The following is a 13457-nucleotide window of genomic DNA, read 5'->3' as shown; positions in this document are numbered from 1 at the left end:
GGTACTTTCGTAATTCAGGTTTATATATTATCCGGGCCGGGATCGAATATCAATGGCTGTTGTCCAAATTATCTAAACATTCAATCGACGCCCTTAGCCGGCTTCCGCAGCCCCCCCGGCCCTTCCGCGACAACCCGGTTCTTCGCCTCACCCGGCCGCGGATTCCATCGCTTCGTTCCTTCTTCTCCGCCGATGACGGGTCGCGAACAGGAGACAGTAGCCGAGCGCGGCGAGCGCGCACAACAGAATGTCGGCGCCGATCAGCGCCTGATAGTCGCCGAAGAAGTCGAAGGACAATCCTCCGACCAGCGATCCGAGAATGCCCCCCGCTTGGTGGAAGAGCAGCAGCCAGCCCGCTTGCTTGCCCCTTCCCTTGCCGTATTCGCCGGCGACCAGAAGCCCTCCCGGGATCGCGCTTAAGTAAGTGATCCCGAACGCGACGGCGAAGAGGACGGGCGACCACCCGAGATGCAGGAAAAGCACGGCAAACCCGGCGATTCGCACGCCGTATAGAAGCGTCATCATGACGAGCTTATCGATCCGGTCGAGCGCGTAACCGACGGCGAGCGACCCCGCGATCTCCATGACGCCAAGCACGCTCATGGCGAGCGCGATCGTCTCCGGCGATACGTTCGCCAACTGGTGGATGGCGACGAGGTTCATCTCGACCGTCCCCATGTTGAAGCCGCACGTGAACAGCGCGAACGCGACCGCGAGGAAGACGGGGGCGTAGGCGGCCGCCGGGGGGAACGAAATGCGCGGCGCCCGGGGCGCGTCCGGCGTCGCTTCCCGGCGCTCGGATGACGCGGATGAGTCGGCGTCCGGTATCTCCGCCGCTTGGCGGTTGCCCGGCCGGCTTCCCCGGATTCCGAATAGAATGACGGGCACCGTCACCGCGAGGCCGAGGACGAAGGAGGCGAGGAACGCGTCCTTCCAAGTGAGCGTGCCGGCCGAGACGAACAACGGCGTGGTGATGGCGAGCCCCAGAGAGGACGCGCTTGCCAGCAGGCCGGTCGCCTTCGCGCGATGATGCTTGAACCAGTCGAAGATCAGCATATAGGTCGTCGTCGAGCCGATCCCCGCGAACCCGCAGATAATGCCGTACCCGACGAAGAAGACGATCTCGTTCTGCCCGAACGCGACCGTGCCCGCGCCGGCGATCCCGAGGAGCGAGGCGGCGAGAAGAACCTTCTTCGGCCCGTAACGGTCCGCGAGCCACCCGCCAAGCGGAGCGCACAGCGCCGCGAGGAGCAGGTTCGTCGACCAGGCCGTCGAGATGAAGCCCCGGCTAATCCCGAGATCCTCCGAGATTTGAACTTGATAGAAAGCCATGATAAACCGCATCAGCGCGCCGATAAAGCCGATGATCCAGAGCGAGGCCAACCCTATCCAGGCCATCGTCGGTTCCTTGAATCCTGTCGCTCCCATATTCCGCTCCTCCCGACTTAACAGGAAATAAACAATCAATAAAGATACCGATCGGTATCTTTTACTGTAGCATAGGGGCATTCTCATGGAAAGCCATTTTTTAACTGGTATAATAAAAAGAAATGAATCGCAACGCGAGCAAGGGGGAACCGATCTTGCCCAAGGGAGAGAACACCCGCAAGCATATCGTCGCGAAGTCGGCCGAGCTGTTCAACCGGAAGGGGTACGCGGGGTCGTCCCTGTCGGACATCACGGAGTCGACGGGCATCAAGAAGGGCGGCATCTACCGCTACTTCGCCAGCAAGGACGAGATCGCCCTTGAGGCGTATCAATACGCGGGCGGCGTCGTGAACCGGAAGATTCAGGAGGCGCTGGAGCGCGAATCGGCCGCGATGGGCAAGCTGCTCGTCTATCTGAGAGTATACGAGAACGTCGTCGAAGACCCTCCCTTCCCAGGCGGATGCCCTCTGTTGAATCTCGCGACCGAGAGCGACGACAGCCACCCGGTCTTGCGCGAGAGGGCCCGCCAAGGGATGGACAACGTGCTGGACGCCATGCGGGGGATTATCGAGGAAGGCATCCGGAACGGGGAGTTCCGGGAAGGCCTCGACGTCGACGCGCTGGCGACGTTCGTCCTGTCCGTCATGGAAGGCGGCATTATGCTCAGCAAGCTGGAAGGCGATAACCGGCACGTCCGGAAGAACATCGAGAGCCTGACGGCTTATCTGAGAGCGACTTGCTTGCGGGACAAGAAGTAGGCTGGCGGAAGGAAGGCAGGACAGGCCGCCGCTCGCCTTCGTTCCAAGTGTTCGGTTAGCCGCTTCATCGTTTTCAAACCTTGAAAAATTTGGGCCTCCAACCGATAAATATAGATATCGCTCTTGGATATGGAGAATTGGAGAGCAGGAGGAAGAAGACGATGAGAATCGAAGGCGGCGCGGCGGCGCTTCCGAATTTGTACCGCGATACCCGAGACGCCGGAGCCCCGAAGCTCGAGTACGGCCCGGCCATTCCCGGCCTCAAGCACGACAGCGTGGAGATTAGCGAGGCTTCCCGGCGGCTGGCCGAGGGAATCAGCACCAGGGAGCTGCCCCCGGGCGTCGTCCAGGATCGCTACCTCAGGCGCATGTTCAACTCCGAGATCGACGGCTCCTTGAACCGGCTGCTCGAAGGCAAATCTCCGGAAGTAGAACAAGCGGTCAACTTCCTGATCTCGAGCAACTTCGTCCCGGACGAATCCGTGTCGGACGAAGGGGAGAGGGCGGCGCTGCTGGAGAGCGGACTGTCCCAAGCGAAGTTCATCGCGGACAACTACATGACGGAGAGCGAAGCGGCCGATTTTATGACGACGATGAATAAGATCGCGGCTTACGCCAAGACCCGGACGGTCGATCCGGAGACGGGCAAAGCTTCCTATATCGAGCTGCCTCGCCGGCCGGAGGGGGCGCCCGGCGATTATATCGACATCGATTATCTGATGAAGAAGTACGATCCGGAGGCGGCGAAGCAAGCGGCGGCCAGCCTGAAGGACGCGTCGAGCGGCGGCAGCGGCTCCGGCTTCGCGAAGATTCTGATGGACTTCCAGCGGAAGCTGGCGAACCATCCGGAGTGGACGAGGGAATATCGGGGCGAGGTCCAGCGGGCGAACGATCTCTTGAACAACGCGAAGATCGACAATCGGTTCGCGGGGGCGGACACCTCGAGTCTGGATGCCTTCCTGCAGGACATGAACGGCAAGTTCCGGGACGCTTCCTTCGAGAGCAAGGACTTCCTGACGAAGAACCTCGAGTCCTTCTCCCGGATCCTCGACAACGCCAAATAAGCGACGAGAGATCGCGAAGAGGCCGGATTCCCGAGAGGGAATCCGGCCTTCGACGTTCCGGCCTATAACGATCAAACCCGATCTATCGACGGGTTACCGGCCAAGCTCGTAAATCCGCGCCTCGTGCGGATTCAGCTCGAGAAGATCCGCCTGACCCGCCTCGTCCGCGCCCTCCGGATAGTTGGACAGCAGCAGCGCGCGGGAGACTCCGGCGAAGACGGATGGCCAGGCCAGAGCCGCCTTCTCGTCCGAATGGTTGAGAACGATCAGCCAGCGGGTCTCTCCCGAGCTTCTCGTATAGACGTAGAGCCGGTCGCTGTCCATCCACTCCGGCAGTTCCTCGAATTCGCCGTAGGCCAGCACTTCATGGCTCTTGCGCAGGCCGATCAGCTTCTGGTAGTAGCGGTAGATCGAATCCGGGCGGGACCGGTCGCGCTCCGCGTTCAGCTCCTTGTAGTTGGGATTGACGCGAATCCAGGGCGTCCCGGCCGTGAAGCCGGCGTTCGGGGAATCGTCCCACTGCATGGGCGTGCGCGAATTGTCGCGGCTTAGCGGCTGAAGGCTCCGCAGAACCTCCGCGGCATCCCGGCCGCCGGCGACTTCTTCGGCGTAGCGGTTCCTCATCGCGATATCGTCGTACTGCTCGATCGAGTCGAACCGCACGCCGGTCATGCCGATCTCTTCGCCTTGATAAATATAAGGAATGCCCGGCAGGGTGTGCAGCAGGGTCGCCAGCAGCTTCGCGGACTCCACCCTGTACGGGCCGTCGTTGCCGAATCGGGTCACTTGCCTCGTATGGTCGTGATTGTTCAGGAACTGCGAATTCGAGCCTCGGCCCCACAGCCCCTTGTACCAGCGTCTCTGAATCTCCTTGAACCGCTTCATGTCCCAGGACGGCATCTCGTCGCACACTTCGAAGTGGAACAGCATGTTCAGCTCGCCGCGGTCCTCGCCGACGTACTTGAGCCCTTCCTCCGGCGATACGAACGCCGTCTCGCCTACGGTGACGATGTCATAATGGCGGAGCACCTGCTCGTTCATCTCTTGAAGATATTCGTGAACCCCGGCTTGGTTCGTCAAGTATCGAATGTCCTCCGGACGCTCCGCGTCGGCGAATTCCCGCGGCTTGGCGAGCAGCGCGATCGCGTCCAGCCGGAAGCCGTCGATTCCTTTGTCCAGCCAGAACCTCATCATCCGATAGATCTCTTGCCGCACCTCTTCGTTCGCCCAGTTCAGATCGGGCTGCTCCGGGGCGAAGGAGTGGAAGTAATACTGCCCCGTGCTCTCGTCCCATTCCCACGCCGAAGGCGAGAAGTAGGAGCGCCAGTTGTTCGGAGGCTTCCCCGGGCTTCCGTCCCTCCAGATATACCAGTCCCTCTTGGGGTTGTCTCGGGACGACTTCGATTCGAGGAACCAGGGGTGCCGGTCCGACGTATGGTTCACGACCAGATCCATGATCAGCTTCATCCCGCGGGCGTGAACCTCGGCGAGCAGCCGCTCCCACGTCTCCATGGAGCCGGCCTTCGGCATGATTTTCTCGTAATCGGAGATGTCGTATCCGTTATCCAGATCGGGAGATTCGAACACGGGATTGAGCCATATAATGTCGACGCCGAGCTCCTTGATATAGTCCAGCTTGCGGATGACGCCTTCCAGATCCCCGAAGCCGTCCCCGTCGGTGTCGTAGAAGCTTCTCCAGTAGACTTGATAAACGACGGCTTCCTTCCACCAGGTTTTGTTGCCGACTGCCATAACTTGCCCTCCGTTTCCATCTAGAAGCCGTACCGCCGCGATCGGAGCGCCGATTCGGCGCCGCAGCGCCCGTTCCTTACTTGACCGCTCCGGCCGCGATGCCTTTGACGATATATTTCTGAGCGAAGAAGTAGAAGATGACGACCGGAATAATCGTAAGCGTCAGCCCGGCCATGGCCAGGTTCCACACGATGGTGAACTCCCCGAAGAAGTAGAAGGTCGACAGGGGAATCGTTCTCAGGCCCTTATCGGACAGCGTCAGCGAAGGCAGCAGGTAGTCGTTCCAGATGGCGATGACGTCCAGAATCGCGATCGTGATCGTGATGGTCGTCAGCATCGGGAAGACGATTCTCCAGAACACGCCGAACTTGCTGCATCCGTCGAGCGTAGCGGCTTCCTCCAGGGCGACCGGCACGGACTTGATGAAGCCGTGGTAGAGGAAGACGGCCATGCTCGCATGGAAGCCCACGTTCATGTAGATCAGGCCTCCGTGCGTGTTCAGCATCGGAAGATGAAGATTCGTGCGGATCCAGTCCATGACCTGCATGAGCGGCATCATCAGCGTCTGGAACGGGATGAGCATCGTGGAGACCAGAACCATGAAGATGATTTTGCTCAGCTTGTTGTCCGTTCTCACCAGCATCCACGCCGTCATGGAAGCGAGAAGCACGACGATGACGACGGAGACGACGGTGACGAATACCGAGTTGCCGAAGGCGGTCCAATAGTTCATCTTCTCCATCGCCTTCGAGTAGTACTGGAAGCTGAGGGAGGAAGGGAGCGCCAGGGCGTTCTGGTACAGCTCGGCCCGGTTCTTGAAGGAGTTGACGACCATCAGGTAGACCGGAGACAGGAAGCAGAGGGCGAGGAGGACAAGCAGGAGTTCCAGCAGCCATTTGCTTGTTGTTCTCATTACATCTGCACCTCTCTCCGCTTGGTGATGACGACTTGGGTCAGGGTCAGAATCGCCACGATCAGGAAAAAGACGATGGCCTTCGCTTGGCCGAGCCCGTAATGGCCGTACCCGAAGATCTCGTTGAAGATGTTCATGGCGAACATCTCGGACGCGTTGTTAGGCCCGCCCTTCGTCAAGCTCAGGTTGACGTCGAAGATCTTGAACGCTCCGGAGAGCGTCAAGAACAGGCAGATCGTGAACGCCGGCATGAGCAGCGGGAAGACGATCCGGGTCAGCCGGTGCCACAGGTTCGCGCCGTCCACCTTCGCGGCTTCGATCAGATCGTCCGGAATTCCTTGAATGCCGGCGATATAGATGATCATCGTATACCCGGCCATCTGCCAGGTGAACACGACGACCATCGCGTAGATCGCGAACTGGGGATCGAGAAGCCAGTTGAAGAATACGCTGTGCAGCCCCGTCTTCTCCCCGACCATCTTGAAGGCGTCGGTGAAGATGAACTGCCAGATATAGCCGAGAATCAGGCCGCCGATCAGGTTCGGCATGAAGAACAGCGTCCGCGCCGCGTTGCTGGTGCGCAGCTTCGCCGTGACGAACAGGGAGAGCAGCAATCCCAGCAGGTTGACGGACACCAGCGCCAGAACCGTGAACTGGATGGTGTGCCAGGAGGAAGCGAGGAAGCGTTCGTCCTGGAACAGCTTCGCGTAATTGTCGAAGCCGACGAATACTTTCGGATTGGCCGGGATGCCGTCCCAGCTCACGAACGAGTAGCCGATCCCGATCAGGAAGGGGATGATGACGACCGTCGCGAAGACGAACAGCAGCGGCACCGTGAAGACCGCGAACCAGACTTTATCCATTTTTTTGCTCATCGTTCTTCCCTCTTTTCCGCGGAATGGCGAGAGCCTAACGTAGACTTCAGTTAGGCTCTCGTCATTTACCTATCTTGACCCGTTAGAAAGGGGCTTGCTTACTTCGCCGCCTTGGCCCAAGCGGCATCCAGCTTCTGCAGGAACTGCTCGCCCGTCATGTTCTTGTCGAGGAAGAACTCCTGGGCCGCCGGAGCCAGATCGTTCACGATGATCCCTTGCGGGAACATGTTGAACGCCCAGGTCACGGTCTGACCGCTCTTCGTCGCTTCGAACACGGCCTTGGACAGCGGATCGAGATCGTCGGCTTCGATGTTCGTCAGCGCCGGGATGAACTTGAACTCGTTCACGATCGCGTTCTTGCCCGTCTCGCTCGTGAACAGCCAGTTCAGGAACGCGCTGGCCGCTTTGATCTGTTCGGGAGAAGCCTTGGCGTTAATGACCCAGTTGCTGGCCACGCCGACCGACAGCTTCGTGTTGCCCGCCAGCGGGAACGGCATCATGCCGATGTCGAAGCCCAGGTCCCCGTAATCCTTCAGCATTCCGTAGCTCCAGTTGCCTTGGTGCACCATCGCCGTCTTGCCCGTCGCGAAGTCGCCCATCTGCGTATCGTACTTCACTTCCATCGGGTTCGTTCCGTTCGCCTTGATCGCGTCCAGGAACTTGGCGAACTCCTGGAACTCCTTCGTGTCCGCCATCTTGACTTCGCCCTTGTTCAGCTTGTCGATGAACGCCTGCGGATCGGCTTGCAGGGCGAACGGCATATTGATGAGGTGTCCGATCAGGAAGTACGCTTCCTGGGACAGGCTGAAGCCGTTCTTGCCTTCCGCCTTGAGCTTCTCCAGCGTCTTCGTGAACGAATCGAGATTCGAGACGTCCTTCGGATCGACCAGGCTCTTGTTGTAGACGATGCCGAACCCTTCGACGCCGTACGGTACGCCGACGACCTTGCCGTCCGCTTCCAGCGCCATGTGGGGAGCGATGCTGGCCGTGAACGGCTCGTTGCTCAGGTCGTACAGGTACGATTTGAACTTCTCCGCTTCGGCTCCCGTCGCGACGCTGAAGACCGTCGGGCCCTGGCCGGCGGTGAGCTTCGCTTGCAGCTGCGTCGCGTAAGCGTCGCCCGCCGAGCCCCACACTTCGACTTCGTTGCCCGTCTCTTCTTTATATTTCTTGGCAAGCGCTTCCAACGGCTCGGCAATCTCGACCTTCGATTGGAAGAGCGAGATCTTCTCGAATTTCTCCGGAGCGGCGGAAGCGGACGCGGATGCGGAACCCGAGGCCGAGGCGGAAGGAGATCCGCTTGCGTTGGAGTCGTTGCCGCCGTTCGAGCCTCCGCAGCCTGCCAGTCCCGCGACCAAAGCCGCCGCCGTTACGATGCCGAATGCCTTCTTCACATTGCGCATGGTGATGCCCCCTATCTTAGGTTTAAAACGCTTACAAACGTATTGTAATCATTTCTCGCCTCAGGGTCAATAAAATTTACTAATGAAATCAGTAAAATTTATTTCAACAGCGACTGACTTTATAAGAAGAACGATGTAAAATATTCGTTTATTTTACCGATTTGCGCCATTTAATGTTCGTCGCGGACAATTTGAACGGCTCTCTCTGCTTCCGTCCGTTGATCAGCTCCAACAAGTCTTTGGCCGCCAAGTAGCCGCTCTCGTAGCGAGGGATGGAGACGGTCGTGAGCCCCGCCATCGCCGCCGCTTCGGAGTCGTCGAATCCGGTGACGGAGATGTCCTCCGGAACCCGAAGGTTGTTTTCCTCGAAGGCCTTGATGGCCCCGATGGCCATATTGTCGTTCGCGCACACCACGACTTCCGGCAGGGCGTTGCTTAGAATCATCAGCTTCGCCGCCTGATAGCCGCTTTTCTCGCGATAATTGCCGTGGAAATAGTGTGTCCGGTCGAACTCGATCTTATTGCGGGCCAGCGTATCCGTAAGGGCGCCGAACCGCTCCTTGTTGTCCAAGGTGTAGTCGAGGCCGCCGATGAATCCGAACTTCTTGAAGCCTTTATCGACCAAGCCCTGCACCAGCTCGCACATGACGGGATAATTGTCGACCACCACGCTCTTCGTATGAAGGCTGGAGTCGGGCAGAATCCGGTCCATCAGGACGACGGGGAAGTCGGGCGCGGCGACGGAAGCGACGAATTCGTCCGTGATGCTGCTGTCCAGCACGATGGCCCCGGAAGCGAAGCTGCTGCGCATGAAGCTAGCGCTGGACTTGCTCGTGCAGATAATGAGGTCGTAGCCGTTCTCCGACAGATAGTCGCTGATGCCGTTGATGATTTTCAAATAAAATTCCCGATCGAAGTCGCTGAAAATAAACACGACGGCCTTGGAGGCATGCTCGTTGATCGAGCTGCGCGGGGTCCTCGGGGAATAACCGTATTCCGCGGCCACCTGCAGCACCCGTTCCTTCGTCGCCTGGCTGACGTTGCTCCGCCCGTTCAGCACGTTGGATACCGTGGACACGGAGACTCCCGTGAGCTCCGCGATTTTTTTCATCCCTTTCATATAGAACGACGCTCCTTAGACGACATGTGTTAATAATCTTAATATAACACGTTTTACGTAAAATTTTATAAAAAATTTACGAAAGTCTTCCCGCAAGCGGCTTCCGATGGGAAGTCGCCCGTCGACTTGCTATAATCGGTAGACAGAGAATCGTTAGGAGGAACGCGCAGCATGAGACCGAACGTAAACCTAATCGAATACGCATTGCCCGATATCGGAGCCGGGAAGCTCAAGGTTCACGGCCGGACGACGGGGGAGCTCGACCCGCTGACCTTGTTCTGGACGGGAAGCGGCATCGAGCTGAACGCCAAGGGGTCCGAGCTGTGGATCGAAGTCGAAGCGGGTTACGACACGTACGAGCCCTGGATCAGCATCTTGATCGACGGCGAGCCGGTGAGCCGGCAGATGGTGGCGGCGGGACGGCATTGGGCGTGCGTCTTCCGGGGGATGAACGCGAGCGTCGCGAAGAACGTGCGGATCGTCAAGGACACGCAGGCGATGAGCGGAGATCCCGGGTGCTTCCTGCAGATCCGCGCGGCGAAGTTCGACGGCGAGTTCCTGCCGGTCGCGGAGAAGCCGTACAGGATCGAATTCATCGGGGACAGCATCACCTCGGGCGAGGGCGCGATCGGGGCGGTCGGGGAAGAGGACTGGATCCCGATGTGGTTCAGCGCGCTTCGCAACTATACCGCGTTGACGGCCGAGGCCTTGAACGCCGAATACCGGGTGATCTCCCAGAGCGGGTGGGGCGTCCTCACGAGCTGGGACAATAATCCGCGCGCGAACGTGCCCGACTACTACGAGCAAGTGTGCGGGCTGCTTCAGGGAGAGAGGAACGAAGCGCTCGGAGCGTTCCGGCCGAACGACTTCGCGGCGTGGCAGCCGGACGCGGTCGTCGTCAATCTCGGGACGAACGACGGAGGCGCCTTCCATTCCCCCGCTTGGACGGACGAAGCGACCGGGGCGACGCATAAGCAGCGGTTGAACGAGGACGGCACGTACCATGAGGAAGATCTGGCCGCCTTCGAGAAGGCCGCCGAGAATTTCCTCGCCAAGCTCCGCCGCTGCAACGGTAAGGCGCACATCGTCTGGGCGTACGGCATGCTGGGCGCTCCGATGATGCCGGCGATCTACCGCGCCGTCGACGCCTATGCGAAGAGGACGGGGGACCGGAAGGTATCGGTGTTCCAGCTTCCCAATATGACGGAGGAGACGGTCGGCGCCAGAGCCCACCCGGGGGCGGCCGCCCATGAGCGCGCGGCCCGGGAGCTGGCCGGGTATATCCGGCCCTTGCTGACCGGGAGCGGGCGGTAGTCTGACGGAGCGGATGAGCAGAGGAGTTGGGGGAATATGAATAGTCGTCCGTACGCCGCCGATTGCGAGCGCTGCTTCGGGCTCTGCTGCGTGGCGCTGCCCTACGCGCGCTCGGCGGACTTCGCTCAGGACAAGGACGGGGGAGTCCCCTGCCGGAACCTGGACGAGAATTACCGCTGCGGCATTCATCCGCGGCTGAGAAGCAGCGGCTTCAAGGGCTGCACCGTCTACGATTGCTTCGGCGCGGGCCAGCGAGTGTCGCAGGGGACGTACCGGGGAGTCAGCTGGCGGGACGAGCCTGCGATCGCGAAGGAGATGTTCGACGTCTTCCCGATCGTAAGGCAGCTTCACGAGATGCTCGCCTACTTGCACGAAGCGTTGTCCCTCGAGGAAGCCCGCCCTCTGCGCGAGGAGCTGCGGCGGACGATGGAGGAGACGGAGGCGCTCGCGAGCCTGGACCCGCAATCGCTGCTGGGGCTGGACGTTCCGTCCCTCCGGGCCGTCGTGAACGAGCGCCTGCTCCGGGTCAGCGAGCTCGTGCGCGGGCCGATCCGGCCGAAGCTGGCGGCTCGCGTCCGGAGCCGGATCGAGAGGAGCAAGGATCTGATCGGGGCCGATCTGAAGGGCGCCGATCTGCGGGGAGCGAATCTGAGAGGCGTGCTGCTGATCGCCTGCGACCTTCGGGGAGCCGATCTGCGAGGAGCCGATCTCATCGGCGCGGACCTTCGGGACGCCGATCTGAGAGGGGCGAACCTCGCGGGAGCGCTGTTCCTGACCCAGGCGCAGGTCAACTCGGCGCGCGGGGACGTCCGCACGCGGCTGCCGGACCGGCTCGGCCGGCCGGAGCACTGGACCGCGTAATTCGGCGGCCAGGGATGCGAGCCTTTGACGGTTTGATTTTCCTGGCGCGGCGCAGACTACATCCGACTGGACCTCGCGGAAGGAAGGATCGGATACGATGCGCAAGCTCGTCGGATGGCTGCTGCTGACTTTGTTGATCGTTCAGGCCGCGCCGGCGAAGGGAGCGGCGGAGAGCCTGCACGCCGCAAGACCCTTATCGCCGTCGCTGTTGAATTCGCTGCGCCAGGGCGGATATGTTCTGTACGTCCGGCACGGAGAAGCGACCGTCGGAGAGGACCGGCCCGACCTGAACGTCAACGACTGCTCCACCCAGAGGAATCTGTCCGCGCTGGGACAAGATCAGGCGAGGCGATTCGGGGAAGCGCTGCGGCGCTTGCGGATTCCGGTTCAGAAGCCGGTGCTCGCCAGTCCCCTCTGCCGAACCCGGCAATCCGCCGCGTTGGCGTTCGGAGCGGAGAACGTCCAGGCCGATCCGTTCTGGCAGCGCGTCAACGCCCTGGGCAATGCCTCCCAAGCCGAACGGACCGAGATCTTGGCGGGAGTGAGGGCGGAGCTGGAGAAGATTCCGCTGCCGGGAACCAATCGGGTCGTCGTGGCTCACGGATTTCCGCGAGGGGTCGGACTGGGCGAGATCCCCTATATGGGGGCCGTCGTCGTGAAGCCGGGCGGGCCGGGGAACGGCTACGAGGTCGTAGACAGGCTGAGCCTGGAGGATTGGACCACGGCATCTTAAGAGGGATTCGCCGAATCGGACGACTTCAGAGCCGGGAAAAGAGAGGTGCCGGATTGCTCACATGGGCGGAATAGGGAGCCGACGCGATAAAGGCCGTCCCGCGGGTCTCGATGGACCTGCCGGGACGGCCTTTGGCTATAGCCGGTTACGGAAGAATGTTGCCCGCCGAGCGGAAGATGTCGTACCACTCTTCGCGAGTCAGGCGAATGTCCGCTGCCTTCACGCAGTCTCTCAGACGGTCGACGTTCATCGTGCCGATGACCGGCTGCATGTTCGCCGGGTGGCGAAGCAGCCAGGCGATGGCGATCGTCGTGTTGCTGACCTCGTACTTGGCGGCGACCTCGTCGATCTTCTTGTTCAGCTCGGGGAACTTCTCGTTGCCGAGGAACACGCCCTCGAAGAAGCCGTACTGGAACGGGGACCAAGGCTGAATCGTAATGTCGTGCAGGCGGCAGAAGTCGAGCACGCTGCCGTCGCGGTTCACGGCCGCCGCGTTCTCCATGTTGACGTTGAAGCCTTGGGAGATCATCGTCGCGTTCGTGATGCTCAGCTGGAGCTGGTTCGCGACGATCGGCTGCTTCACGAACTTCTGCAGCAGCTGGATCTGCATCGGGTTCTGGTTGGAGACGCCGAAGTGGCGCACCTTGCCGGAGCTCTCGAGCCGGTTGAACGCTTCCGCGACTTCCTCGGGCTCGACGAGCGTATCCGGACGGTGCAGCAGCAGCACGTCCAAGTAATCGGTTTTCAGCCGCTTCAGGATGCCGTCGACCGAATTCAGAATGTGCTCCTTCGAGAAGTCGAACATGCCCTTGTCCGGGCGAATGCCGCACTTCGATTGGAGAATGACCTTCTCGCGGACGCTCGGGCTCATCTGGATCGCCTCGGCGAAGATCTCTTCGCACTTGCCGGCGCCGTAAATATCCGCATGCTCGAAGAAGTTCGCGCCTTCCTCGAGCGCCGTGCGGACGAAGCGCTCCGCTTGAGCCTTGTCCAGCGAGTTGATGCGCATGCAGCCGACCGCGACGACGGGAACTTCGAGGGTGCTGGTGCCGAGCTTGATCGTTCTCATGTCTATGTACCTCCGATAATAAGGATGGCTAAAAGCAGAACCATAGGGACGACGTCACTTCGTATTGTGGCACATGCGGAGAGCGGTTTCAATACGTCCCGTCCCCGACCATGCGAAAGGCGGCTTCTGCCCCCGTATGAGGGGCATCCGCCGCCTTCCTGTTCGCC

The 13457-nt window shown here is 60.5% G+C and carries 12 protein-coding genes; 5 read left to right on the top strand and 7 right to left on the bottom strand.

Annotated elements, in window-relative coordinates; translation table 11 throughout:
- Positions 1–147: 147 nt before the first annotated feature.
- Positions 148–1428: an MFS transporter gene (locus H7B90_RS20990; protein WP_185137848.1), complete on the bottom strand. Its 1281-nt coding sequence runs from the start codon at positions 1426–1428 to the stop codon at positions 148–150.
- A gap of 155 nt (positions 1429–1583) precedes the next feature.
- Here H7B90_RS20990 and H7B90_RS20985 point away from each other — a divergent pair, with 155 nt between their 5' ends.
- Both H7B90_RS20985 and H7B90_RS20980 read left to right on the top strand, forming a co-directional pair.
- On the top strand, positions 1584–2186 hold the full coding sequence (locus tag H7B90_RS20985; RefSeq protein WP_185137847.1) for a TetR/AcrR family transcriptional regulator: 603 nt from the start codon (positions 1584–1586) through the stop codon (positions 2184–2186).
- A 161-nt stretch (positions 2187–2347) separates the two neighbouring features.
- Positions 2348–3250 carry a hypothetical protein gene (locus tag H7B90_RS20980; RefSeq protein ID WP_185137846.1) on the top strand — a complete coding sequence of 301 codons (903 nt, stop codon included), beginning with the start codon at positions 2348–2350 and terminating at the stop codon, positions 3248–3250.
- Positions 3251–3343: 93 nt separating this feature from the next.
- Here H7B90_RS20980 and H7B90_RS20975 read toward each other — a convergent pair whose 3' ends face one another.
- The 5 genes from H7B90_RS20975 to H7B90_RS20955 form a co-directional block, all read right to left on the bottom strand.
- Entirely contained in the window at positions 3344–5002 is a 1659-nt protein-coding gene (locus tag H7B90_RS20975) for a glycoside hydrolase family 13 protein (RefSeq protein WP_185137845.1), read from the bottom strand.
- 76 nt (positions 5003–5078) lie between these two features.
- Entirely contained in the window at positions 5079–5915 is an 837-nt protein-coding gene (locus H7B90_RS20970; protein ID WP_185137844.1) for a carbohydrate ABC transporter permease, read from the bottom strand.
- The gene (locus H7B90_RS20965; RefSeq protein WP_185137843.1) at positions 5915–6790 is read right to left on the bottom strand and encodes a carbohydrate ABC transporter permease; all 876 of its coding nucleotides are present in this window, start codon (positions 6788–6790) and stop codon (positions 5915–5917) included. Before H7B90_RS20965 ends, H7B90_RS20970 begins: the two co-directional genes overlap by 1 nt.
- Positions 6791–6888: 98 nt before the next feature.
- Positions 6889–8193 (bottom strand): sugar ABC transporter substrate-binding protein, encoded by a 1305-nt coding sequence (locus H7B90_RS20960; protein WP_185137842.1) that lies wholly within the window; start codon positions 8191–8193, stop codon positions 6889–6891.
- A 148-nt stretch (positions 8194–8341) separates the two neighbouring features.
- Positions 8342–9313: a LacI family DNA-binding transcriptional regulator gene (locus H7B90_RS20955; RefSeq protein WP_185137841.1), complete on the bottom strand. Its 972-nt coding sequence runs from the start codon at positions 9311–9313 to the stop codon at positions 8342–8344.
- Between the two features lie 171 nt (positions 9314–9484).
- Between H7B90_RS20955 and H7B90_RS20950 the strand changes: the two genes are divergently transcribed.
- From H7B90_RS20950 to H7B90_RS20940, 3 genes are all read left to right on the top strand, one after another.
- A complete protein-coding gene (locus H7B90_RS20950; protein ID WP_185137840.1) occupies positions 9485–10627 on the top strand; it encodes an SGNH/GDSL hydrolase family protein in 1143 nt (380 codons plus the stop codon).
- A gap of 36 nt (positions 10628–10663) precedes the next feature.
- Positions 10664–11488, top strand: coding sequence for a pentapeptide repeat-containing protein (locus tag H7B90_RS20945; RefSeq protein WP_185137839.1), 825 nt, complete (start codon positions 10664–10666; stop codon positions 11486–11488).
- Between the two features lie 97 nt (positions 11489–11585).
- On the top strand, positions 11586–12221 hold the full coding sequence (locus H7B90_RS20940; RefSeq protein ID WP_185137838.1) for a histidine phosphatase family protein: 636 nt from the start codon (positions 11586–11588) through the stop codon (positions 12219–12221).
- Between the two features lie 145 nt (positions 12222–12366).
- Here H7B90_RS20940 and H7B90_RS20935 read toward each other — a convergent pair whose 3' ends face one another.
- On the bottom strand, positions 12367–13290 hold the full coding sequence (locus tag H7B90_RS20935) for an aldo/keto reductase (protein WP_185137837.1): 924 nt from the start codon (positions 13288–13290) through the stop codon (positions 12367–12369).
- Between the last annotated feature and the right edge of the window lie 167 nt (positions 13291–13457).

It is taken from the genome of Cohnella xylanilytica (assembly GCF_014212175.1).
Taxonomy (GTDB): domain Bacteria; phylum Bacillota; class Bacilli; order Paenibacillales; family Paenibacillaceae; genus Cohnella; species Cohnella xylanilytica.
Note: the sequence above shows the minus strand (reverse complement) of the source record. Positions and strands in the feature narration are given on the sequence as shown.